The 23,411-nt window shown below is 70.3% G+C and carries 16 protein-coding genes and 1 pseudogene; 8 read left to right on the top strand and 9 right to left on the bottom strand.

What is annotated here, in order from left to right:
• Window positions 1–96: 96 nt before the first annotated feature.
• The 6 genes from AB0L21_RS28570 to AB0L21_RS28545 are packed head-to-tail and all read right to left on the bottom strand — an operon-like array spanning window position 97 to window position 6,318.
• On the bottom strand, window positions 97–420 hold the full coding sequence (locus AB0L21_RS28570; protein ID WP_365787297.1) for an L-rhamnose mutarotase: 324 nt from the start codon (window positions 418–420) through the stop codon (window positions 97–99).
• Window positions 417–1,961 (bottom strand): sugar ABC transporter ATP-binding protein, encoded by a 1,545-nt coding sequence (locus AB0L21_RS28565; protein WP_365787295.1) that lies wholly within the window; start codon window positions 1,959–1,961, stop codon window positions 417–419. Before AB0L21_RS28565 ends, AB0L21_RS28570 begins: the two co-directional genes overlap by 4 nt.
• Complete coding sequence (locus AB0L21_RS28560; protein WP_365787293.1) at window positions 1,958–3,034, bottom strand: ABC transporter permease; 1,077 nt, start codon at window positions 3,032–3,034, stop codon at window positions 1,958–1,960. Before AB0L21_RS28560 ends, AB0L21_RS28565 begins: the two co-directional genes overlap by 4 nt.
• Window positions 3,031–4,107 (bottom strand): ABC transporter permease, encoded by a 1,077-nt coding sequence (locus AB0L21_RS28555; RefSeq protein ID WP_365787291.1) that lies wholly within the window; start codon window positions 4,105–4,107, stop codon window positions 3,031–3,033. Before AB0L21_RS28555 ends, AB0L21_RS28560 begins: the two co-directional genes overlap by 4 nt.
• Window positions 4,104–5,192, bottom strand: coding sequence for a mandelate racemase/muconate lactonizing enzyme family protein (locus AB0L21_RS28550; protein ID WP_365787290.1), 1,089 nt, complete (start codon window positions 5,190–5,192; stop codon window positions 4,104–4,106). The genes AB0L21_RS28555 and AB0L21_RS28550 overlap by 4 nt, the downstream gene beginning before the upstream one ends.
• Before the next feature lie 34 nt (window positions 5,193–5,226).
• The gene (locus tag AB0L21_RS28545) at window positions 5,227–6,318 is read right to left on the bottom strand and encodes a substrate-binding domain-containing protein (protein ID WP_365787288.1); all 1,092 of its coding nucleotides are present in this window, start codon (window positions 6,316–6,318) and stop codon (window positions 5,227–5,229) included.
• Window positions 6,319–6,704: 386 nt separating this feature from the next.
• Here AB0L21_RS28545 and AB0L21_RS28540 point away from each other — a divergent pair, with 386 nt between their 5' ends.
• The 5 genes from AB0L21_RS28540 (at window position 6,705) to AB0L21_RS28520 (ending at window position 17,713) form a co-directional block, all read left to right on the top strand.
• Window positions 6,705–7,892 carry an ROK family transcriptional regulator gene (locus AB0L21_RS28540; RefSeq protein ID WP_365787286.1) on the top strand — a complete coding sequence of 396 codons (1,188 nt, stop codon included), beginning with the start codon at window positions 6,705–6,707 and terminating at the stop codon, window positions 7,890–7,892.
• Window positions 7,893–8,285: 393 nt separating this feature from the next.
• Entirely contained in the window at window positions 8,286–10,160 is a 1,875-nt protein-coding gene (locus AB0L21_RS28535) for a carbohydrate-binding protein (protein WP_365787284.1), read from the top strand.
• Window positions 10,161–10,330: 170 nt separating this feature from the next.
• Window positions 10,331–12,748, top strand: coding sequence for a glycoside hydrolase N-terminal domain-containing protein (locus AB0L21_RS28530; protein WP_365787282.1), 2,418 nt, complete (start codon window positions 10,331–10,333; stop codon window positions 12,746–12,748).
• A gap of 371 nt (window positions 12,749–13,119) precedes the next feature.
• A complete protein-coding gene (locus AB0L21_RS28525) occupies window positions 13,120–14,298 on the top strand; it encodes an SGNH/GDSL hydrolase family protein (RefSeq protein ID WP_365703642.1) in 1,179 nt (392 codons plus the stop codon).
• A 586-nt stretch (window positions 14,299–14,884) separates the two neighbouring features.
• The gene (locus AB0L21_RS28520) at window positions 14,885–17,713 is read left to right on the top strand and encodes a SpoIIE family protein phosphatase (RefSeq protein WP_365787280.1); all 2,829 of its coding nucleotides are present in this window, start codon (window positions 14,885–14,887) and stop codon (window positions 17,711–17,713) included.
• An 80-nt stretch (window positions 17,714–17,793) separates the two neighbouring features.
• Here the strand turns inward: AB0L21_RS28520 and AB0L21_RS28515 are convergent, their stop codons facing one another.
• From AB0L21_RS28515 to AB0L21_RS28505, 3 genes are all read right to left on the bottom strand, one after another.
• Complete coding sequence (locus AB0L21_RS28515; RefSeq protein WP_365787278.1) at window positions 17,794–18,165, bottom strand: STAS domain-containing protein; 372 nt, start codon at window positions 18,163–18,165, stop codon at window positions 17,794–17,796.
• Window positions 18,166–18,193: 28 nt separating this feature from the next.
• Window positions 18,194–19,339 carry a PP2C family protein-serine/threonine phosphatase gene (locus AB0L21_RS28510; RefSeq protein ID WP_365703648.1) on the bottom strand — a complete coding sequence of 382 codons (1,146 nt, stop codon included), beginning with the start codon at window positions 19,337–19,339 and terminating at the stop codon, window positions 18,194–18,196.
• A gap of 354 nt (window positions 19,340–19,693) precedes the next feature.
• Window positions 19,694–20,221: a DinB family protein gene (locus AB0L21_RS28505; protein WP_365787276.1), complete on the bottom strand. Its 528-nt coding sequence runs from the start codon at window positions 20,219–20,221 to the stop codon at window positions 19,694–19,696.
• 321 nt (window positions 20,222–20,542) lie between these two features.
• On the opposite strand from AB0L21_RS28505, the pseudogene AB0L21_RS28500 reads away from it, so the two are divergent.
• From AB0L21_RS28500 to AB0L21_RS28490, 3 genes and pseudogenes are all read left to right on the top strand, one after another.
• Window positions 20,543–20,695, top strand: a pseudogene (locus AB0L21_RS28500) (3-oxoacyl-ACP reductase); the annotation flags it as partial.
• 171 nt (window positions 20,696–20,866) lie between these two features.
• Window positions 20,867–21,295 (top strand): NAD(+)--rifampin ADP-ribosyltransferase, encoded by a 429-nt coding sequence (gene arr, locus AB0L21_RS28495; RefSeq protein ID WP_365703652.1) that lies wholly within the window; start codon window positions 20,867–20,869, stop codon window positions 21,293–21,295.
• 1,085 nt (window positions 21,296–22,380) lie between these two features.
• On the top strand, window positions 22,381–23,337 hold the full coding sequence (locus AB0L21_RS28490) for a helix-turn-helix domain-containing protein (protein ID WP_365787274.1): 957 nt from the start codon (window positions 22,381–22,383) through the stop codon (window positions 23,335–23,337).
• Window positions 23,338–23,411: the final 74 nt, after the last annotated feature.

The following is a 23,411-nucleotide window of genomic DNA, read 5'->3' as shown; positions in this document are numbered from 1 at the left end:
CGTTCTCCTGCTCCTGATGCTCCAGGTGGTCGGGGCGAACGCAGTTTACCGAGGTGAGGGCGTTGGCCGGCGCCGCATCGGTCGCGGGGCCGGGTTTCAGGGCATGAGGAACACCTGTTCCATCGAGGCCCACCACTCCCCCGGTGCCGCCTCCTCCACCGGCCGCTGGCAGGGTGCGGTGAGCCGCCACCAGGCCTGCGTCGCCTCCTCGGCGGCCATGCGGGCCAGGTCCGCGGCCAGGTCGTCACCGTGGTACTCGAAGTAGCCGACCAGCAGGTCGCCGAGGAGGTGGATCGAGTAGTTCCTGATGTGGCAGCCCCGCAGTGTGTCCAGCACAGGCTGGGGCACGTCGCGGTGCAGCGCGCGGTACTTCTCCAGCTGCTCCGGACGGACCCGGATCACCTGCGCCACGCGCCTCATTCCGCCTCCCTTGCCGCGGTCACCGCCGAGGGCGCGCGGTCGTGGATGACGCGGATGATCCGGCGGCTCATCCGTTCGTAGTCACCGTCGTTGTCGACCTCGCCCCGGATGCGATGGCCGGCCATGACGAGGACACGGTCGGCCAGCGTGATCACCTCGGTGAGGTCACTGCTGATCAGCAGGATCGGCAGACCTTCGCGGGCCAGCTCCCAGAGCAGCCGGTGGAAGCCGTGCTTGGTGCGCACGTCGACGCCCACGGTCGGTTCGTCGACGATCAGCAGGCGGGTGTCGGCAGCGAGCCACTTCGCCAGACTCACCTTCTGCTGGTTGCCGCCGGACAGTTCACCGGCGTTCTGCGCAAGGCCCGAGATGCGTATGCCGAGGCGGTCGACCAAGTCCTGTGCCACCTCTTGCTCCTCGGCACCGGAGACGAACCCGAGGGCTTTGGCCAGCTTCTTCCACACGGTGACCGTGATGTTCCGTTGGATGGGTTGTTCGAGGAAGACGCCCTCTTCCTTGCGGTTCTCGGTCAGGTAGCCGATGCCGAACTCGTGCAGCGCCTGGCGGGGCGAGGCGATGCGGGCAGCCTTGCCGTGCATCCTGATCTCACCGGCGGTGATCCGGCCGAGGCCCAGTACGGCCTTGACCAGTTCGCTGCGCCCGGCGCCGACGAGGCCGTAGAGGCCGACGATCTCACCGGGCCGCACCTGCAGGCAGATGTCCTGGTGACCGTCGGCGGTGGCGATGCCGTGGAGCGCGAGGACCGGGGCGGCCGTACGGTCCGGGGTGCGTGGCCGCATCTCGGTCGTCGTGTGCGCGCGGCCCACCATCAGGTTCACGATGTCGTCGTGGGTGTGGCCGGCGAGCGGGGAGGACTCCAGCACGGACCTGCCGTCGCGCAGCACGGTGACGGTGTCGCAGAGCGCGAAGACCTCTTCCAGCTTGTGGCTGACGAAGACGACGCACGTGCCACGGGCCGTCAGCCGCCGGACGACACCGAAGAGGCGGCCGGCCTCCCGCGGGGACAACGAGGCGGTCGGCTCGTCGAGCAGCAGCACCCGGCTCTCGGTGTGGAGCGCCTTCGCGATCTCCACCAACTGCTGCTGGGCCACCGACAGTTCGCGCACCGGCCGGAGCGGGTCGAGGTCCACACCCAGCTCGGCCAGGCAGCGCAGGGCGGGCTGGCTCATGGCCCCGCGGTCGACGAACCCGCGACGCGAAGGAGGGCTCTGCAGCGTGATGTTCTCCGCCACCGAGAAGTCGGGTATGAGGTTGCGTTCCTGGTGGACGACGCCGATGCCGGTCCGGGTGGCCTCCAGCGGCGAGCGCAGGTGGACCTCTTCGCCGCGCCAGGTGAGCCGGCCGCCGTCGGGCGCGTGGACGCCGGTCAGGACCTTGATGAGTGTGGACTTCCCCGCACCGTTCTCGCCCAGCAGCGCGTGCACGGATCCGGCCGTCAGACGCAGTCCGACGCCGTCCAGGGCCCGCACTCCCGGGAAGACCTTGACGATCTCCTGGCCTTCGAGAAGGACGTCGGTCATCGCTCACCTCCCGCGTTCGGCAGGGCGGCGTCGGCCGTCGGTCCTCGGCCGACCGGTGCCGGCGGGGTGCGCCCGTGCGCCTTCCCCTTCTTCTCCAGATGCGCCTGGTGGACGCGGCTGCCGATCACCGTGCCGAGCACGACCAGGCCGATGAGGAAGTTCACCCAGCTCGGGTCGAGCGAGAACTGGGCGCGCGCGGCGTCGATGAGCCGCATCACGAACGCCGCCAGCACCGTGCCGAACACCGCGACGGAGCCGCCGCTGAGCCCGACGCCTCCGATGATCGGGGCGGCGAAGCTCGGCAGCAGCCAGTCTCCGCCCACACTGCGGTTGACGCCGGGCAGTGACGCCGTGGCGGTCACGGCGGCGACGCCGACCAGGAGGCCGGACAGGGTGTGTGCGAGCACGATCTGCCGGTCGGTGGAGATGCCGGACAGTCTCGCCGCCAGCGGGTTGCCGCCTGCCGCGAGGAGTCGTCGGCCGGCGGTCGCGCGGTACAGGAACAGGGCCAGCAGGGCCGCCGCCGCGAGTGCGGTGAGGAACACCAGCGGGAGGTTCAGCGGAGCCGCCCGGCCGAGGTCCTTGAGGGCGGGCGAATAGCCGTCGACGGTGCGTGTGCCGGCCAGCCGGTACTGCACTCCCAGCAGGATGGTCATCGCCCCGAGCGTGACGATGAAACCGTTGATCCGCGTGGCCACGATGAAGGCACCGGTCACCAGACCGACCAGCGTCGCGGTGAGGACGGCGGCCGCTACCGCGATCGGTGCCGGGACGCCGCCGTCCGCCATCAGGACACCCATCAGACAGGCCGTGCAACCCCCCAGGGCACCGACGGCGAGGTTGAGCTGTCCGACACACAGAGCGACCATCTGGGCCAGCCCGATGAGGACCGGCGTGGCCAGGTACTGGAGGAAGGTCCGTACCGACGGTCCCTGGAAGAACTCGCCCGACGAGGCGATGCCCAGGGCCAGGTATCCGCCCAGCGTGACGCCCAGCAGCGTCATGGTCGTGGAGCGGGAGAAACGGCGCAGGGCCGCGCCGGTCCGGGCTCCGCACTCATTGATCGTGATCACGTGGACCGCACCACCTTGCGATAGGACACGACGGCCCGCACCCGGTCGGCCGACAGGGCCAGCAGGAGGACGCAGCCGAGGTAGATGTTCAGGCTCTCCAGGCCGACGCCGAGCAGATCCAGGCCCTTGCGGATGACCGCGACGAGGGAGGTGCCCAGCAGCGCTCCGAGTACGGAGACGACCCCGCCGGTGAGAAGGGTGCCGCCGAGGACCGCGCCGAGGAACGAGGGAAGCACGAAGTCGTCGCCGATGGAGGCGCGGAACGTGCCGGTGCTGACGGCGGCCATGAATCCGGCGAGCGCGGCGAGCAGTCCGGACAGGCTGTGCGCGAGGATCACTCGGCGGCCCGTGGGGATGCCCGACAACTCCGCCGCCGCCGGGTTGGCCCCCGTCAGCAGCAGTTCCCGGCCCATGCGGCTGCGGGTGTACAGGAAGCCGAGGCCGCCCAGTGCCAGCACCGTGAACTGCGCCATCTGCGGCACGGCCGGGGATCCGCAGACGCGACCGACGCAGATGTCGGCGAGTGAGGTGGAGCGCAGGTCCAGGAGACCGCTCGGCCGTGTGGTGAAGGCCGCGTTCTCGGTCAGCGCCGAGTAGAGCAGGGAGACCAGTCCCATCAGCGCGAAGTCCATGGCCAGGGTGACCACGAAGGAGCTGACGCCGGTCCGGGCGATGATCCAGCCCGTCAGGCCGCCGATGGCGGCTCCGGCGAACAGGCAGGTCAGCAGGCCGAGTTGGAGCGGCATATGGAGCCGGTCGTAGCCGAGGCCCGCGAAGAGAGCGCCGAAGGCAGCCATCCGGCCGACGGCGAGGTTCATGTGGCCCACGGAGAGGACGGCCATCTGGGCGAGCGCCACCACGGTCAGCGTCGAGATCTCCCGCAACAGGGGGAACAGCACGAGCCGCTGATCGAGGAACGCCGGCCGCAGGACGCCGAACAGGGCCGCGAGAGCGACGGTGAGCACCAGGAGGCCGAGCCGCTGGTCCACCTGGAACGGCAGCCGCCGCGGGGTGCGCTGTGCGCCGGCCGCTTCGTCGGCATCGTGCTCCGGTGGCGTGACGGGTGCCCTCATGCCACCCTCCTGTCGTCGATGGCGTCCATGTCCCAGTCGATCCCGATACCCGGCACGTCCGGTGCCAGCGCCAGTCCGTCACGGACCGTCAGGTCGGTGCGGGTCACCGCTCTCAACTGCGGGATGTACTCGACGAACATGCCGTTGGGCACCGCGGCGGCCAGGCTGACGTGCAGTTCCATCAGGAAGTGCGGGCAGACCATGGCGTTGTGGCTCTCCGCCGTGTGCGCGACCTTCAGCCACGGGGTGATGCCGCCGACGCGCGCGGCGTCGGCCTGCACGATGGAGGCGGCGCCCGACTCCAGATATGTGCGGAACTGCATGGCGGAGTACAGGGATTCACCGACGGCGACGGGAATTCTCGTCGCGGCCGCCAGGCGGGCGTGTCCGCTGACGTCGTCGGCCGGAAGAGGCTCCTCGAACCAGTACGGCCCGTAGGGCTCAAGGGCAGCCGCGAGCTGGAGGGCCGAGGAGAGGGTCTGTGACTGGTTGGCGTCGGTCATGATGTGCATCGACGGGCCGACCGCCTCGCGGACGGCGCGCAGCCGCTCGGCGTCCTCGGCCACGTGCGGCTTTCCCACCTTGATCTTGACGCCAGCCCATCCGGCCTGCTGAGCGGTGCGTGCCGAACGGACCAGGTCGTCGGTGCTCAGGTGGAGCCAGCCGCCCTCGGTGTCGTAGAGCGGGACCTCCTGGCGGTGGCCGCCGGCCAGCCGCCACAGCGGTTCGCCGGCGCGCTTGCACCGCAGGTCCCACAGGGCTGTGTCCACGGCGGCGAGGGCCAGGGAGGTGATGGCTCCGGTGGTGGTGGCCCGTGTCGTGGCGAACAGCCGCCGCCACAACGCCTCGACGTTACGGGCGTCCGCTCCGGCGAGGAGAGGCAGCAGGTGCTCCCGGAGCAGGGCCAGGACGGATGATCCTCCGGTGCCGATCGTGTAGGCGTAGCCGGTTCCTCTGAGGCCGTCCCCGGTGGTGATCTCGACGAGGATCGTCTCCTGCTTGACGAAGGCCTGCACGGCGTCCGTGCGGTCCTTCTCCACCGCGATGTCGGCGAGCAGCGCGGTCGCGGTCGTGATGATGGTCATCGGGCGAGGTCCGCTTTCGGTAGGGCCGTCGGTGTCACTCGCAGGCGAGGAACGTGTCTGCGAACGCCTTCTTGAGCTGCTCGGTCTTCGCTTTCCTGGCCGAGTCGTAGGTGCCCGCGTTCGCTTTCGTGACCACGAACGAACCGGAGTCGATGGTCTGGCCCGGGTGGCGCATGGTGCACTGCCTCGTCTGCAGCAGTGCCAGCGCCCAGGTCCCCACCTCGGCCTGTCCCACGGGGTTCTGCGCGACGGTCGCGGCGACCGAGCCGTCCTTGATCGCGCCGAGGATCCTGGCGTCGTCGTCGATGGCGACGACCTTGGCCGCGGATCCGGAACTCCTGACCGCGTCGGCGGCGGCGACGGCGGGGTTGTAGGCGGTGGTGACGATGCCCTGGATCTGGTCACCCTTGGCCGCGAGCAGGTCGGAGACCGCCTTCTGCGCGGTCTGGAGGTCCTTGTCGACGTCGGTGACGGTCTGCAGCAGCCTGACCTTTCCGCCGGCCTCCTTCACCGCCCTGGCCACGCCCTTGATGCGCAGTTGCGTGTTGGCGTCCACGTTGTTGCCGGTGAGGTGAACGAGCGTGCCCTTGCCGCCCATTGCGTCGATCGCGGCCTTGGCCGCCTTGTAGGCGGCGACCTCCACGTCGGTGGACAGGCAGAAGTCGGCCTTGTCGGTGGGGCCGGCCGGGCAGGAGGCGAGGGAGGCCACGGCGAAACCTTGCGCTGTGAGGTCCGCGAAGGTGGTGTTGATGTCGGTGGGCGACACCCCGAAGATCCCGAACGCGTTGTATCCGCGGGCCGCGAGCGTGGAGACCAGGTTGTCCTGCTTCTGCTGGTCCCACTCGGAGGTCTCGTCGAAGGTCACGTCCCCGAGGCCGTACTCCTTCTCCGCGGCGGCACCCGCCGCCTTCCAGGGCTGGAAGTACGGGTGGGCGCCGCCGGGCACGAGGGCCACCTTGACGGCCGACCCGTCGGTCAACTCGGCGGTGCCCGTGCCGGACTTGGCGGACGCGGGGGCCCGGGTGCCGGACTCGGCGCCGGAGTTCTTGATGGTGCAGGCCGCCGGGGCCGCCATGAGCACGGCGGCGGCAAGCCCTGAGAGCACGGAACGGGTCGGGGGACGCATCTCCACCACTCCCCAGAATCAAATAGGAAATCGGTAGGGCGATGCTTGGCCAACCAGCGCTGCCCGTCAACCCCTCGAACCGCACAATCAATGCCGACCTGCTCCGGAAGGCGTACGGGTCCGGCTACCACGGTCCACCGATCGGTCATCGTCGCTTCGGGTCGGATCAAACCCTATAGGAATCATGAAGTCAGCGGCGGACCCCCAGGCCCTACCGGGAACGGCCGAGATGCTGCTAGTGCCACCCGACCGCATCCTTGGATCCACCGTCAGCAGCCGTGCACAGCCCGCCGTTTCAGAGGTTCAGCACCCCTCCAGTAAGCACTTCCGAAGAAGTATGGTTTTTTCATTGACAGCGGAAAAGAGTCACCCCTAGGTTTCCGGCCATGCGCCCGACCTCTCTCCGTGAGTCGGTCACCACCATGACTCCGGCCGCTTCCCTGGTCTTCACCACGCTGCTCTCCCACGGTCCGCTCACCCGGGCCGAGGTCGCGCGGCGGACCAGCCTCTCCGCCGCCGCCGTCACCAAGGCGGTTCGTCCGCTGATGGAACTCGGCTATCTGGTCGAGGGTGTGGACGAAGAGGCGCCGCCCGCGGTGGGACGCCCGGCCAGCCTGGTGTGGGTGGACGGGGGCAGGGCACTGTTCATCGGGATCAAGGTGACGGGCGACGAGATCATCGCCGTACTGGCCGACCTGTGTTGTCGTGTCCGGATGTCCCGGCACGTACACCTCACGGGCCGTGAACCGGAGGCGGTGCTCCCGGCCATCACCGCGCTGGTACAGGAGTTGCTCACCGAGGCCGTCGGATTCGGCGTGCGGGTACGGGGGCTGGGCATCGCGATCTCGGGGGACGTGGACCGGGCCGACGGTGTGGTCCGCTACTCGCCCTTCCTGGAGTGGCGGGACGTACCGCTCGCCGAACTCGCCACGGCCGCGACGGGGCTTCCGGTCACGGTCGACAACGACGTACGCGCCCTGACGGTCGCCGAGCACTGGTTCGGGGCCGGAGTCGGACTCTCGGACTTCGCCCTGGTGACCGTGGGCGCCGGCATCGGCTGTGGCCTGGTGGTACACGGACAGGTGGTGTCGGGCGCGCACGGCGTGGCCGGCGAGATCGGGCATCTGTCCCTCGACCCGCTCGGCCCGCCGTGCCACTGCGGCAACCGGGGCTGTGTGGAGGCGATCGCGGCGGACCCCGCGATACTCCGCGCGGTGCGCGCGGCCACCGGCAAGCAGGTGGCCGACGCCGCCGAGGCACTGGATCTGGCTCACCGCGGGGACCCCGGTGTCCGAGCGGTCTACGCACGGGCCGGCGAAGCCATCGGCAAGGCGATCGGCTCCCTGGTGAACCTCCTCGGTCCCGAGCGGGTGATCATCTCCGGGGAGGGCCTGGCCGCCTACGACCTCTTCGCCGAGGGCATCCGGGACGCGTTCGCCGCGTCCGCCTTCGGTACCGCTGCACGGTGTGACGTGGTGACACGTCCTCTGCCCTTCGAGGAGTGGGCGCGCGGGGCCGCGGCCACCGCGATCCAGTCCTTCATGGGATCGGACACGTACGAGGAGCAGCCATGACGCTGCACAGCCGCAGCCCGTAGACCGCCGACGGGGCCGGCCGCCGAACGGTGCCCCAGCCGTCGTCCGGGGCCGGGGCCGTCAAGAACCCGGCCCCGGCCCGCTCTCGCCGTCGGCGGCGCGGGGCCCGGCCGAAGGCGGTGTCTCCCCTCCCCACGTCCGTCGCGGCAGGTGCTCTCATGACCGCGGCCCTCGCGCTCCTGGTGCACTGCACGCCACGGCGGCAGCGCACCAGCGGCTCACCATCGGCTCGGGCACGGACCGGGCCGCCCTCCGACGCTCCGGCGGCCGGCCGCTCGACCGTTCCACCCGGGCGTCCTGCCCCGTACCGCACCCGTCCCCCAGCGGGTACCACCGCACCCTTCCGCTCACCCCACCCCCAGGAGGCGACCCATGCGGTCATCCCCGTACACAGCCCTGCGCGGAACCCTCCCCGGCTTCCCGCGCCGTACCCTCAGAACGACGCTGGTGCTGGCCGTCACGGCCGGACTCGCCACAGCGGTCCCGGCCGTCGATCAGGCCATGGCCGCCACCTCGAAGTCCACGACAGCGGCCGTCGATTCCGCTTCGGCCACGGCCGACGCCACCTCCGGCCTCGCGGCCAAGCCCTACATGGGCTGGTCCAGCTGGAGCATGCAGTCCTCCCAGTACCCGGGGCTCAATCCCAACGGCAGCTACAGCTACCTCACCGAGGCCAACGTGCTGAAGCAGGCGGACGCCTTGGCCGCCACGCTGAAGAAGTACGGCTACGAGTACGTCAACATCGACGCCGGCTGGTGGATGGACCAGAACTGGACGTCCGAGTTCGACCAGTACGGCCGGCAGACGCCCGACCCGGTCCGGTTCCCGAACGGCATGAAGTCCGTCGCCGACCACATCCACTCCAAGGGCCTCAAGGCCGGCATCTACCTGCCCGTCGGCCTGGAGAAGGGGGCGTACGGCGACGGCAAGGTGCCGATCCTGAACGCCCCCGGCTGCACCACCGCGGACGTGGTCTACCCCGACCTGCGCACCACCAACGGCTGGGACAGCGCCTACAAGCTGAACTTCGACAACCCCTGCGCGCAGAAGTACATCGACTCGCAGGCGCAGATGCTCGCCGACTGGGGCTACGACTTCCTGAAGCTCGACGGGGTGGGTCCCGGCTCGTTCAAGTCCGGTGACAACTACAACAACGTCCCGGACATCGCCGCCTGGCACAAGGCCATCGGTGACACCGGGCGCCCGATGCATCTGGAACTGTCCTGGTCTCTCGACATCGGCCACGCCGCCGACTGGAAGAAGTACTCCAACGGCTGGCGCATCGACACCGACGTGGAGTGCTACTGCAAGACCCTGGTCACCTGGGAGAACTCGGTCAACGACCGTTGGAACGACGCCCCCGCCTGGAGCGGCAAGGCAGGCCCGGGCGGCTGGAACGACCTCGACGCGATCGACGTCGGCAACGGGGAGATGGACGGCCTCACTCCCGCCGAGCGGCAGAGCTACATGACCCTGTGGGCCATCAGCAAGTCGCCCCTGTTCACCGGTGACGACCTCACCAGACTGGACGACTACGGCCTCTCCCTGCTGACCAACCAGGAGGTCATCGCCGTAGACCAGAACGACTCGCCGGTCGCACGTCCCGTCACCCCGATGGGCGACCAGCAGGTCTGGGGAACCAGGAACGCGGACGGCAGTTACACCGTCGCCCTGTTCAACCTCGGCGACGCGCCGGCCTCCGTCAGCGCCGACTGGGCATCGTTCGGCTTCACCGGCGCGGCCTCCGTGCGCGACCTGTGGAAGCACCAGAACCTCGGGACGTACAAGAACAGGATCACCGCGACCCTGCCCGCACACGGCTCACGGCTGTTCACCGTCAAGCCGGGCGGCCCTGCGCTGGCGACCACGCGGTACGAGGCCGAGGCCGGGAACAACACCCTGACCGGGAACGCCTCCGTCACCTCGTGCGACTCCTGCTCCGGCGGCAAGAAGGCCGGCAACCTCTACCTCGACAGCAGGCTGCAGTTCAACGACATCACGGTGAAGAAGGACGGCATCTACACCATCGACGTCGCCTACGTCAGCGGTGATCCCCGGTCGGTGACCGTCTACTCCAACAGCGGCAACGGCACCCGCCTGAAGTTCCCCTCCACGGGTGACTGGAGCACGGTCGACACCGTCAGCGTCCAGTTGGCCCTGAAGGCGGGCTCCAACACCATCACGTTCGACAGCGGCTGGGACTACTCCCCCGACATCGACAGGATCGACGTCCCCAGGACCGCCTGACCCCGCCCGCCGGGCCCCGGTCCCCCTCCGGCTCACCTGCCGGGTCCCGGCCCCCCTCCGGCCCATCCGCCTCGCACTACCCCGACGGCTCCGCATCCGTCGATCCCGCACCGTCGATCCCGCATCCGTCGTTCCCGCATGCGCCGTTCCCCGGACATGGAGTGCACCACGTGGACACCCAGCACACCGAATCGCGCGACAACCGTCCCAGCCGCAGAGGCTTCCTCGCCCTCGCCGCCACCGCCGGCGCAGCCGCCGCGCTCGGCGGTCTGCCCGCCTTCACCGCGTCGGCGGCCCCTTCCCGCCCCACCTCCTCGCCACTGCTGTCCGCAGCCGCCGCCGCGAAGAACCAGCTGTGGTGGCAGACTCCCGGCTCCTCCCACTCGATGATCCAGCAGGGCCTGCCGGTCGGTAACGGACGCCTCGGAGCGCTCGTGAGCAACGACCCGTCCAGCGAACTGCTGACGATCACCGACGCCACCCTGTGGACCGGTGGCGCCAACGACACCCTGCAGAGCGACGGCCAGTTCCCCTACGGGCGGGACGACTTCGGCTCCCTGACCCTGCTGGCCCAGCTCACCGTCGACATCCCCGGTCACGACCTGGGCTCCGTCGACACCTACCGTCGCACCCTGGACCTGGCCCAGGGCCTCGTCAGCGCCTCCTACGACCTGTCCGGCGTCACCTACCAGCGGCAGATCTTCGCCAGCCGCCCCGACGACGTCATCGTCCTGTACTTCTCCCAACTGGGCGGCGGCACCTACACCGGCACCGTCACGCTGGCCGGCACCCACGGCGAGCACACCACCGCGAACGGCACGGGGCGCTACGCCTCGTTCGGCGCGTCCCTCGCCAACGGCCTGAAGTACGGCGCCGCCGTCACAGCGACCAGCAGCTCCGGGACGGTCGCCGTCACCGGTACGTCGATCTCGTTCAGCGACTGCAAGGACCTCACCGTCGTGGTCAGCGGCGGCACCAACTACGCGCCCGACGCGGCCACCGGGTTCCGCGACCCGGCCCTGGACCCGGAGCGCCTGGCCCGCACCAAGGTCCAGGACGCGGCCGGCCACTCCGCGAGCACCCTGCTGCACACCCACGTCGCGGACTACCGCCCCGTGTTCGAGCAACTGGACATCGACCTCGGCACATCGTCCACCGCACAGCGCAAGCTGGACACCTGGCAACGCGTACAGGCCCGCTACCGGGACAACGTCCCGGACCCGGAACTGGAGGCGGCCTACCTGCAGTTCGGGCGCTACCTGATGATCTCCGGGTCACGGGGCGTCCTGCCGATGGGGCTGCAAGGCCCGTGGCTGGACGGCAACGACCCGGACTGGATGGGCGACTACCACACCGACATCAACCTCCAGATGAACTACTGGATGGCCGATCGCGCCGGCCTGTCGGACTGCTTCGACGCGTTCACGGACTACTGCCTCGCGCAACTGCCCTCGTGGACGGAGATCACGCAGCGGCTGTTCAACAGCCCGGCCAACAGGTACCGCAACTCCAGTGGGAAGATAGCCGGATGGACCGTGGCCATCTCCACCAACCCCTACGGCGGAGGCGGCTGGTGGTGGCACCCGGCCGGCAATGCCTGGCTCTGCCAGAGCCTGTTCGAACACTACGAGTACACCCAGGACCGCACCTACCTGGAAAAGATCTACCCCCTCGTCAAGGGCGCCGTGGAGTTCTGGGAGGCCCGCCTCGTCACCACGACCGTCACCGACGCCTCCGGGTCCTCACGCGAAGTCCTCATCGCCGACAGCGACTGGTCCCCCGAGCAGGGTCCGCTGGACGCCAAGGGCATCACCTACGCCCAGGAGCTGGTGTGGAACCTCTTCGGCAACTACCGCACCGCGACCCGGGTACTCGGCAGGGACACCTCCTACAGTGAGACCGTCGAGGGACTGCGCCGACGCCTGTACCTGCCCGTGGTCAGCCCCAAAACCGGCTGGCTGGAGGAGTGGATGTCGCCCGACGATCTCGGCGAGACCACACACCGGCACCTGTCCCCGCTCGTCGGTCTGTTCCCGGGCGACCGGATCCGCCCGGACGAGTCCACGCCGAAGGACATCCTCGCCGGCGCGACCGCCCTGCTGACCGCGCGCGGCATGAACAGCTACGGCTGGGCCAACGCCTGGCGCAGTCTGTGCTGGGCCCGGTTGAAGAACGCGGAGAAGGCCTACCAACTCGTCGTCAACAACCTGAAGCCTTCGGCGGGCGGCAGCAACGGCACCGCGCCGAACCTCTTCGACATCATGGACATGGGGCAGGGCCGGGGCATCTTCCAGATCGACGCGAACTTCGGCACTCCCTCCGCGATGATCGAGATGCTGGTCTACTCGCGGCCGGGCCACGTCGAGTTGCTGCCCGCGCTGCCCGCCGCCTGGGCGGCATCCGGTTCGGTGTCCGGAGTCGGCGTGCGGGGCGGCTTCGTCGCCGACCTCAGGTGGAGGAACGGCAAGGTCACCCAGGTGACGTTGAAGAGCGTCGGCGGCCGTGACACGACCGTGTTCGCGGGCGGCACCTCTCGGAAGATCAGCCTCAAGCCCGGTGGGTCCGTCACGCTGAGCAACCTCGGCTGAAGTCACGCTGAGCAACCTCTTCTGAGGTCGTGCCGAGCGATCCCGGCTGAGGTCGTGCTGAGCAACCTCTTCTGAGGTCGTGCCGAGCAATTCCGGCTGAGTCCGGTGCGGCGCACACGGTCAGCCCGAGCCAACCCCCGATGACCTGTCGTCCGCGGACCGTCCCGCCGTCCGGAATCCGTCCGTCTTCGGCGGAGGCGGGACCGGGCGGGACCCCCCGCGGAGCCGGCCCGCCGCGGACGGCACGGAGAGTGGAGAGAACAACGATGTCCCCCGAAAAGGAAGGCACGGCGGCGGATCGCCGACCGCGTCGCAGATCCCTGCTGTCCGTGTTCGGTGCGCTGACCGGAATGATCCTCACGGTCGTTCCGTTGAGCACCGCGCAGGTGGCAGGCGCCGCCCCGTCATCGTCGCAGGGCAAGGGGACCAGGGTCAGTGCCTGGTCGCCCAGCATGACGACCGGCGGCCCGTCCTTCGACAACCAGACCATCCGGATGGTGGTGCACAGCAGCGTCGCGGGTTCGGGCGTACGCATCACCCTGTCGAACCGGTACAGCACCACGCCGCTCGATGTCGGCACCGTGGACGTGGCCGTCCAGGCGAGCGGCGGCGAGGCGACGCGCGGCACCACTCGGAACGTCACCTTCGGCGCCTCCCGCCACGTCACGATCCCCGTCGGCGAAGAGGCGGTCAGCGACGTCATCCCGATCTCGGTCAGCGCCGGCGAGAACCTGCTCGTCAGCCTCTACATCCCCGGCGCGACGGGGATGTCGACCTGGCACTCCGACGCGTTCGACACCACTTACATAGCCTCCGGCAACCACGCCGGTGACGACAGCGCCGCCTGGTTCGGCACCACCACGACGTCCTGGTACTACCTGGCAGGGCTGGACGTGCTGTCACCGACCGCGAGGGGCACCGTCGTCGCCTTCGGCGACTCCATCACGGACGGCTACCACTCCTCGACCGGCACCTACACCCGGTGGCCCGACTTCCTCGGACGCCGGCTGGGCTCCGGACCGGGCCCGCAGAAACTGAGTGTCGTCGACGCCGGTATCGGCGGCAACCGCGTTCTCACCGACGTCCCGAACCTGTGGCAGGGGGTCAGCGCTCTCAAGCGCTTCGGCCACGACGCCCTCGGCCAGCCGGGCGTCAAGGACGTCATCCTCTTCGAGGGCATCAACGACATCGGCAACAACGCGGGCCCCGGCGGCCGGCCACTGACCGCCGAGGACCTGATCAACGGCTACCGCACCCTGATCGACGAGGCACATGCCGCGCACGTCGACATCATCGGCGCGACTCTGATGCCCGACGAGGGAAACGGGTACTACACCCCCGACGCCGAGCGGATCCGGCAGAGCGTCAACCAGTGGATCCGCACCAGCGGCGCTTTCGACGGCGTCATCGACTTCGACCAGACCATGCGTGACCCCGCGAACCCGGCAGCGCTCAACCCGGCCTACGACTCGGGGGACCACATCCACCCCAACGACGAGGGGATGAAGGCGATGGCCGACGCGATCGACCTGCGGCTCCTGCGCACCTGACACGTGTGGGTACCGGTCGCCTCCGAGGTGGCACCCGCGAGCCGGGAACGGCTCGCGGGCTCCCCACCGACCAGGCGGCCGGCGGCGCCCACCTCCGGCGCGCGATGGCCCTGCCTCTGGTGATCGGGGCATGGGGAGCCGCCGTCCCGGCAGTTGGCCGCTGCAGACCAGCGTGCCCGACGTGCCGGTAGACGGTGGCCACCCCCACCTTGGCGAGGCGGGCGACGTCGTTGAGCTGCCACCTCGGGGTGCGAGGCGAGGGCACGCCCGACGTCGGCGAGGGCGGCCGGGGCGACGGTGCCAGCTAGGTTTCGCAGCGGCCACCACCGGCCAGTGCTGGATGCAGGGTGGCGGCGACGATGTTGGCCGGCCCGTCACTGTCACGTTCATGTGGGAGGGGCGCGAAGAGGCAGAACGCGCGGTGCTGGTGCCCGCGGCCACGCGGGAAGCGCAGCTGACCGACCCTTCCATCACCGCCGTGCGCGCCGCGCCGCAGCACGTCCTGCCCCGCACGACGGAGCTCGCCACCACGCTGGCAGCAGCCACACCACAGCAAGTGCCGCATTTGCCCGATTATCCTGGAGCTGTGGAGTCGTACCCAACTCCTTCGGGCAGCGATCATGACGACCCGGCGCCGCCTGCGGCCGGAGTGCGCCCGGAGATCCTCGCTTCCTGGCAGCGCTCCCAGTCTCTCGGCATCGACCGCGAGCGGGCGGCGCTGCCGATCGAGAGTGACCTGGATCCCGACTCCCGGCTGACCCGGGCGGCCGCGCCGGTGCTGGCCCGCCTGTGCGAACGGTTCTCGGGCATACCGGTGACCGTGACACTGGCCGACTCACGGGCGCACATCGTGGACCGCTGGGGCGACCCGGCGGGGCTGGAACTGATGGACGCCGCCTCCCTCGTGCCGGGCGCCAATGTCGACGAGCGGTTCATGGGAACCAGCAGCGTCAGCATGGTGCTGAGCACCAGGGCGCCGTTCGTGGTCGTGGGCCACGAGCACTTTTTGCACGACCTCAAGGAGCTCACCTGCATGGCCGCGCCGGTGCGCGACCCGGTGGGCGGCACCGTGCGGGGCGCGGTCAACCTCTCCGTACCCAGGGCGCTGGCCCACCCCGGCATGGCGCTGGCCTTGCAGGACGCCACCGAACGCATCGGGGAACGCCTGCTGGAGCTGAGCACGGCCCGCGAGCTCCAGCTCACGCATTCCTTCCGCCGGGCCATGGAGCGCGGCGGGCATGCCGAGCTGGACGTCGAGTCGGGAGAGCTGTCCCGGCGCGGGGGACCGCCGCCCCGGCTGGCCTCGCAGGAGCGGCTGATCCTGCTGGAGCGTGCCGTCGAGCTGATCTCCTCGACCGGTGAGGCATTCGCCGAGGTGCCGCTCGCGGGCAGTCGTGTGGCCGTCCTGCGCCGACGGGAGCTGCACCACGGCGATGCGGAGGGGGCGGCTGTCGAGGTCAGTTTCGAGGACACCGGCGGCACGGGTACAGCAGGCCCGGCCACCTCGACCGCCTCCGACGGTCGTCGTGTGCCGCTCCTGGGCCGTCCCGCCGAGGCGACGGCGGGAGCGAACGTTCCCGGCGCGACGGCGGAACCGCACGCCACCGGAGCGGCCGACGCGTGGCTGCTGCTCGTGGGCGAGCCGGGCGTCGGCCGGCTCGCCGCCGAGGCGCGCGGACGGCTGGCCCTGCTGAACGAGGCAGGTGTGCGACTCGGCACCACCCTGGACCTGTGGCGTACCGCCGAGCAGCTGGCGGAGATCACCGTGCCGCGCTTCGCCGATCTGGTCGTCGTCGACCTGGTCGAAAGCGTCCTGGCGGGCGAAGAGCCACGGCCCGGACCGCTGAGCCCCGACGTACCACTGCGGCGGGTGGCCGCCTGGGCCGGCGAGGACTCCCGCGACCTCCCGATCGGCGGTGTGAACGAGCCCGCCTGCTACCCCGCCGGTACACCCCAGGCCCGGTGCCTGGAGACCGGGCAGCCCGTCACGGACTCGGTGGTGACCGCCGCCCTGACCGGGCAGCCGGCCGGCCGGGCGCACCCCGTCGACTTCCTCGGCGAGGGAGTGCACTCCTACCTGGGCGCTCCGCTGTCCGCGCGGGGCTCCGTCCTCGGCCTGGCAGGGTTCTACCGCCGCGGCAGGACGAGGCCGTACGAGCAGGACGACCTGACGCTGGCGGGCGAGCTGGCGGCCCGTACCGCGATCAGCATGGACAACGCCCGCCGCTACCGCCGGGAGCACCACGCCTCCCTCACCCTGCAACGCAGCCTGCTGCCCCACGCCCTGCCCCGGCTGAGCACCGTCGACCTCGCCTCCCGCTATCTGCCCGCGGACACCAGGTCGGGTGTGAGCGGGGACTGGTTCGACGCGATCCCGCTGTCCGGTATGCGCGTGGCGCTGGTCGTCGGTGACGTGCCCGGAAACGGGCTGCAGGCGGCAGCGACCATGGGCCGGCTGCGTACGGCGGTACGGACGCTGGCCGGTCTGGACCTGCTGCCCGAAGAGGTGCTGGCCCACCTGGACGACCTGGTCAGCCGCACCCCCGACGAAGAGGCCGACGAACAGGACCCGGCAACGGGGACGACCTGCCTGTACGCGATCTACGACCCGGTGTCCTGCCGATGTACGGCCGCGACGGCCGGTCATCCACCGCCCGTTCTGCTGACGCCGGACGGGGAGGCACAGCTGATCGACCTCCCGACCGGTCCGCCCCTCGGGCTCGGCGGGATCCAGCCGTACGAGTCGGCCACGGTCGGCCTGCCTGCGGGCAGCCTGCTGACGATGTACACCGACGGCCTGCTGAAAGAGAGCCGGGGCTACGAGGACACCGACGCGCGCACCGCGCAACTGCTGGCCTCCCTGAACCGCGCCGGTCCGGAGCTGGAGGACACCTGCGACCAGGTCACGGACACCCTCCTGCCCGGCGGCCCGTACGACGACGTGGCCCTTCTGCTGGCCCGTGTGCACGCGCTGCCCGAGGACCGGATGGCGTCCTGGGAGTTTCCGTCCGACCCCGCGGCCGTGGCCAGGGCCAGGGCGCTGACCCGCGCTCAGCTCGCCACCTGGGGCATGTCGGAGCTGGACTTCAACACCGGGCTCGTGGTCAGCGAGCTGGTCACCAACGCCGTGCGGTACGGCGGCCCGGGACCGGTGGGCCTGCGGTTGCTGCGCGACCACTCACTGATCTGCGAGGTCTCCGACGGCAGCAACACCTCTCCGCGCATCAGGCGCGCGGCCACGACCGAGGAGGGCGGGCGCGGCCTGTTCCTCGTGGCGCAGTTCACCACGAGCTGGGGTGCCCGCTACATGCCGCAGGGCAAAACGGTGTGGGCCGAGCAGATTCCGCAGCCGGAGCAGCCTGCGGCCGAGACGGGCGAGCAAGCGCTGCTGGCCATGTTCGACGACCCCGGCTGACCAGCCCAGGACACGAGGTCTCACAGGGTGGGGTTTCGGTCTCGCTGTCGTGACGCAGGTCCGATGCCGGTTGCGGTCAGTCAGTCGGGGACGGAGTCCGGGCTGGCGTAGCTGTGCAGTACCTGGTCCGCTCCGGTCAGCGCCAGCATGCGCCGTACGCGTTCGCTGGGTGCGATCAGCGCCAGGCGGGCTCCGGTGCTCCGGGCCGTGCGGTAGACCGCGATCAGGCAGGTGAGCCCGGTGGAGTCAAGGAAGGCGACGTCGGACAGGTCCACCAGCACGCTGTGCCCGCAGGTGAGCAGCAGGGGTTGCAGGGCGTCGGCGAGGTGTGAGGCGGTGTGCAGGTCGAGGTCGCCTACGACTGTGACGAGGTGACGGTCAGTCCTCAGAGCACGGACGTGCACCTGCAGGGTGTGCTGCTGATCGCGGGATGCGGGCCGGTCGGTGTTCATCGCCGCTCCTTTCCGCGTGGGCCGGGGTTCACGGGGTCAGCTCCTGCTGGTGTCCGCGGCGCCACTCGGTGAGCAGGACGGTGGCGTCGTCGTCGAGTTTGCCGTCGTGGTGTTCCATGATGGCGGCCATCAGCCGGCGCAGCGTCTCATGGACGGTGTGATGGCCGGAGTGGTGACGGAGGATGAAGTCGACGAACCGGTCCCGGCCGAATTCCGTCCCGTACCTGTCGCGGGCTTCGACGACGCCGTCGGTGTACAGCAGCAGGCGATCGCCGGGTTCCAGCTGTTCGGTGGCCATGGTGACCGGCAGGCCGAGGTCGGCGCCCATGGGACCCGCCGGGGGGCAGGCCAGCTCGGTGGTCCAGCGGTTGCCGCGAATCAGGATGGGCAGGTGGTGACCGCGGTTGATCCAGGTCAGGCAGCCGCTCTCCATGTCCAGGTCGGCCAGGATGCCGGTGACGTAGCGGCTGGTGCCGAACTGCTCGATCAGCGTCTCCTCCACCATCCGGCTGGTCTCGGTCAGCGGGGCACCCTGGCGGCGGGCGTTGCGGCAGGCGGCCACGGCGACGTTCGCGGTGATGCCGGCGGTGGTGTCGTGGCCCATGGCGTCGAAGACGCCCAGGTGGAGGGTGCTGCCGGCCACCGCGTACTCGAAGGCATCGCCGCCCACCTGGTAGGCGGGTTCCATCACCGCGCCGACGGTGGCGTCGTGGCCCGCGTAGGCGGGTGGCGGGGTGAGGTTCCACTGCATCTCCGCGGCCACGTTCATCGGCTCTGTACGCACAAGACGCGCGTAGGAGTCGCTGAAGGACCGCTTGCTCAGCAACAGCAGGGCCGTCATCGACGCCAAGTCGCGCAGGGCTTGGCGGATGGGTTCGTCGTCGGTGTCGGTGTCGGCCCGCAGCACACCCAGGCGCTCCACACCATCGGTGATGGCCACCCACCACCGTCGCCCGCCCGGACGATCACATGCCCCTTCCCGTCCGGGTTCGTGCAGCATTTCCACCCGTCGGTAGGCCTGGCCGGGCAGACTGCCCGAAACGGTGAACTCCTGCCCGCTGTCCCCGGCATCCGGCCCCTGGCCGGTGAGGCGGCGCAGCACCGTCTCCCGGATGTCCACCACGTAGAGGAGCACGTCGTGCATGCCTGCCCCGGCTGCGTGCTCGGCGATCATCCTCGGAAGCTGCTCGAGCGTAGCCGTATGGCTGGCCTGCATCAGTCGCAACAGCGACGCCGCGCTGCTGTCAGTCACACCCTGTACCCCCTCGCCGGGCAGGTACGGCTGGGCACGCCATGGGCAGATGTGCCACTGCGCGCCTCTTTCATGGCCGCTCAGGTCATACCCATCCTCGGACACCACACGGGTACCCGCTCCCGGACAGCACGCGCGGCCCAGCAGCGGACATCCGTTTTCTCGCGCACTCTGGCGCTCGGCGGGCGTACCGGTGCGGCAGCCTCGCCGTCACGCCAGCAGGAGGGCACCGGTCCTCGCCTGCGTCCGCCTGCGCCTGCGCGGTGCAGGCACGTCTCATGCGCCGGTGACTCCGTCGATCCGCTCGCGGATGAGGTCGGCATGACCGTTGTGACGTGCGTATTCCTCGATCATGTGCACCATGATCCAGCGCAGGGAGACTCCCTGATCGCCGACGTGACCCGCTTCCTGTCCGGACAGGCGGCCGGAGTCGTCCAGGGATGCGTCAGCGATCAGCTCACGGCCTCGGGCGATCTCCGCTCGCCACGCGGCCATCGCCTCGTCGAGCCCTCGTTCCGGCTGAAGGGCAAAGCCGTCGCGGTTGCTCTCCCCAAAGACTGGAGGAACGTCCTGATCTGCGAATACACGCTGGAACCAGTTGCGCTCCACCTCAGCCATGTGCTGAACGAGACCGAGCAGCGTCATCGACGACGGCGATGCCGCGGCAAGCCGTAATTGATCATCTTTGAGGCCGGAACACTTCACGGCCAGAGTCGCACGGTGAAAGTCCAGCCACGCTTCCAGCATGGCCCGCTCGTCGGCATGCGCGGGAGGGACAGGCCGTCCATCCGGTGTCGTATTCATGAGCACACCCTGGCAGCAGCAGCCGTGGCCCACGACCGTGTTCACCGGCGACGAACATGCGTCTCGTCCCCAGGCATGCGGGGCGCGCGTTGTGCGGCGCCGGACGCTGGGTCAACGCACCCCGGCGAGAGACCGCGCCCGCGTTCACCATGCCGCCGTTGGGCGGACACTCGGTTCCGATCCCTCCCCCTTCCGCCAAGCGCTCTACGGCGCCGGCTCACCGCGGTGGTCATCGGCCAGGTCGCCGGCATCACGTACGGCTCCCACCGGACTGACCGGGGACCTCGCCCCGCTCCGGTACGGCACCGCAACCGCCCGGTCCTGACCAGCTCCCGACGGCGCTTCACGGTCTCGCCTTGCGTCGTCGCGCGCGCGGCCCGTGGCCAGGGCGCAGCCGAGGAGCAGGCGCTGACCCGGGAGGGCGCGCACGTCGACGTCACCGACGTGACCGAGGCGCCCGGCTGCCGCCCGCTCTGCTGTCGGACGAGGTCGTTCATCACCGGCGCCGAGATCCCCGTCGACGGCGGGCTCACCGCGCACGGCGGCGTGCTTGTCCCCGGCTTCGTCGCGGATCCACCCGTAGCACCCATAGCTGCTGTGGTTCCCTGTTACACCAAGCCCAGGCCCGAAGGAGCAGCCCAGCCCATGACCAGCTCCCCTGTCCCTTTCCAGGTGTACGAGGCAGGAACCTACCTGCACGGTACGAAGGCAGACCTGGTTCCGGGGGATTTGTTGACTCCCGGCCACACATCCAACTTTGAGGAAGGGCGCACGTCCCGCCACGTCTACGTTTCCGAGACCCTGGATGCCGCCGCCTGGGGCGCCGAGCTGGCAGCCGGCGACGGGCCGGGTCGGATCTACGTCGTGGAGCCGACCGGCGATCTGGAGGACGATCCCAACGTCACCGACAGGAAATTCCCCGGCAACCCCACCCGCTCCTATCGCACACGCGAGCCCGTGCGCATCGTGTCGGAGCTGAAGGGCTGGGTCGGGCACTCCCCCGAGCAGATCGAGGCCATGTTGAACGGGCTGGCCGACCTTCGCCGCCGCGGCATCGCCACGATCCTGGACTGACGAGGGCCACCGAGGCGGCGGAACCGGCTGTGGGCTTTTCTTCCGGGCCACCGGCGCGGCAGAGCCCGCACGGAGGCCCGCATCCGCCACCGCACATCCGCACGGGCGAACCGCCCCCGTCCGACCGCTCAGGACGACCGGGCGGCTCGCGTGCTGCGAGACGTGCCGGCTGGCGGAGCCGAGCAGGGCGCGCGAACCTGCCCATCCCCCGGCTGCGACGACCAGGACCTCGGCTCCTTCGGCGGCTCGCAGCAGGACGTCGGCGTGGGTCAGCTCCTGGGTCGTCTTCTGGCGCGTCTCGTCCTCGTCGACGTCCGTGTCGACGTCCGTGTCGACGTCCGTGTCGACGTCCGTGTCGACGTCCGTGTCGACGTCCGTGTCGACGTCCGTGTCGACGGCGGGCCCCGACCAGCCGTACAGGCCCGGCAGCACCCACACCGCGAGCGCACCGCGGCCCCTCGACACCGACCACCACGCGGTGCTCCGGCGGTACGACGGACGGCTGTGCGCCGTCAGCGCTCATGGAGGGCCACCCAGCCGGTTCCACGTGCTCCCACCCTTGCTCCCGGCGTTGTGCGATTCGGGCCCGCCCGCGGGTACACGAAGAGGGATGCTGGTGGGTAGCCGACGGCTGTCCGCGCATCGGGGCAGGCCCGACCGCCAGAAAGGGCCCGGCGCTCCCAAGGGCACCCGGTACTCGCGCATTGGAGGGCTGATGAGCCGACGCACTCAAGCTGATACGCGGGCCGAGCGGACCTGCCGCGGTCCGGTGCTGCCATCGGCGAGGAAGACGCGGCGGCGAGCGGGGCCCCGGCCGGCCGGCTCCGGCCGGCTGAGCGCTCGCAGCGCCGACGGGGAGCGGATGCTGCTGCCCGGCGGCACATGGCGGCGCGTCGAGACCATCAGGGTGCGAAGCCTGTTCGGTTGAGTCAGCCGGGCAGGCGCTCGCCTTGGTGGCCGGGGGCAGCGAACGACCGGGCGTGGCGGATGAGGGCGTCGGGCTCGGGCCAGTGTGCCGGAGAAGTCACGGCTGCGGCGACCGCGCAGGGGGCGTATCGACGGCATGCCCCACGTAACCTCTTCGTGTGCCAGCCTCCCGCCTTCGTCGCGTCGCCGTCCTCGTGCTCGAGGGTGCGAAGCCGCTCGACGTCGGAATTCCCGCGCAGGTTTTCACGACCCGCGCGAGCATGCCGTACGAGGTGCGGGTGTGCGGGGCGACACCTGGTCTCGTGACCGGCGGCGACGGCCTCGCGTACCACGTCGCCCACGGTCTCGACGCGCTTGCGTGGGCCGACATCGTCTTCGTCCCCGGCTACCGGTTCCCGGACCGCGACGACCCGCCGCAGACCGTCATCGAGGCACTGATCGCCGCCCACGACCGGGGCGCGCGGCTCGCCGCCATCTCGACGGGCGCGTTCGCGCTCGCCGCCACGGGCCTGCTCGACGGCAGGCGCGCCACGACGCACTGGCACTACACGCGGGCACTCGCGGCCAGGCATCCGCTGGTCCGGGTCGACGAGAACGTGCTGTTCGTCGACGAGGGCAGCGTGCTCACCTCGGCCGGCGCCGCCTCCGGCATCGACCTGTGCCTGCACATCGTGCGCGGCGACCTCGGAGTGGCCGCGTCCAATCACGCGGCCCGGCGCCTGGTCGCCGCCCCCTACCGCAGCGGCGGCCAGGCCCAGTACGTGCCGCGCAGCGTGCCCGAGCCGCTCGGCGAGCGGTTCGCCGCCACCCGCGAGTGGGCGCTGCACCGGCTCGGCGAGTCCCTCACTCTGGACGTACTGGCGCGGCAGGCGGGGGTCTCGCCGCGCACGTTCTCCCGGCGCTTCGTCGAGGAGACCGGCTACACGCCGATGCAGTGGGTGATGCGCGCCCGCATCGACCTGGCCCGTGAACTGCTCGAGCGCTCGCAGCGCAGCGTCGAACAGATCGCCGCCGACGTCGGGCTCGGCACCGGCGCGAACCTGCGCCTGCACTTCCAGCGCATCCTCGGCACCACTCCGAGCGAGTACCGGCGCACCTTCACGCGGGGCGAGTGACCCGCCCGGTACCACGCCGGCTGGCGAGATCCTTTTGGACCATGGCGATCCCGCCACTGTCGAGGGCGCTGGCG

It is taken from the genome of Streptomyces sp. NPDC052721 (assembly GCF_040678315.1).
GTDB lineage: Bacteria > Actinomycetota > Actinomycetes > Streptomycetales > Streptomycetaceae > Streptomyces.
Note: the sequence above shows the minus strand (reverse complement) of the source record. Positions and strands in the feature narration are given on the sequence as shown.

Excerpts from the sequence above, each read along its gene's own strand:
- AB0L21_RS28535 (WP_365787284.1), top strand. The coding sequence starts at position 8,286 with ATGCGGTCATCCCCGTACACAGCCCTGCGCGGAACCCTCCCCGGCTTC.
- AB0L21_RS28545 (WP_365787288.1), bottom strand. The coding sequence starts at position 6,318 with ATGCGTCCCCCGACCCGTTCCGTGCTCTCAGGGCTTGCCGCCGCCGTG.
- AB0L21_RS28555 (WP_365787291.1), bottom strand. The coding sequence starts at position 4,107 with ATGAGGGCACCCGTCACGCCACCGGAGCACGATGCCGACGAAGCGGCC.
- AB0L21_RS28550 (WP_365787290.1), bottom strand. The coding sequence starts at position 5,192 with ATGACCATCATCACGACCGCGACCGCGCTGCTCGCCGACATCGCGGTG.
- AB0L21_RS28505 (WP_365787276.1), bottom strand. The coding sequence starts at position 20,221 with ATGAATACGACACCGGATGGACGGCCTGTCCCTCCCGCGCATGCCGAC.
- AB0L21_RS28515 (WP_365787278.1), bottom strand. The coding sequence starts at position 18,165 with ATGAACACCGACCGGCCCGCATCCCGCGATCAGCAGCACACCCTGCAG.
- AB0L21_RS28565 (WP_365787295.1), bottom strand. The coding sequence starts at position 1,961 with ATGACCGACGTCCTTCTCGAAGGCCAGGAGATCGTCAAGGTCTTCCCG.
- arr (WP_365703652.1), top strand. The coding sequence starts at position 20,867 with ATGACCAGCTCCCCTGTCCCTTTCCAGGTGTACGAGGCAGGAACCTAC.
- AB0L21_RS28570 (WP_365787297.1), bottom strand. The coding sequence starts at position 420 with ATGAGGCGCGTGGCGCAGGTGATCCGGGTCCGTCCGGAGCAGCTGGAG.
- AB0L21_RS28540 (WP_365787286.1), top strand. The coding sequence starts at position 6,705 with ATGCGCCCGACCTCTCTCCGTGAGTCGGTCACCACCATGACTCCGGCC.
- AB0L21_RS28510 (WP_365703648.1), bottom strand. The coding sequence starts at position 19,339 with ATGATCGCCGAGCACGCAGCCGGGGCAGGCATGCACGACGTGCTCCTC.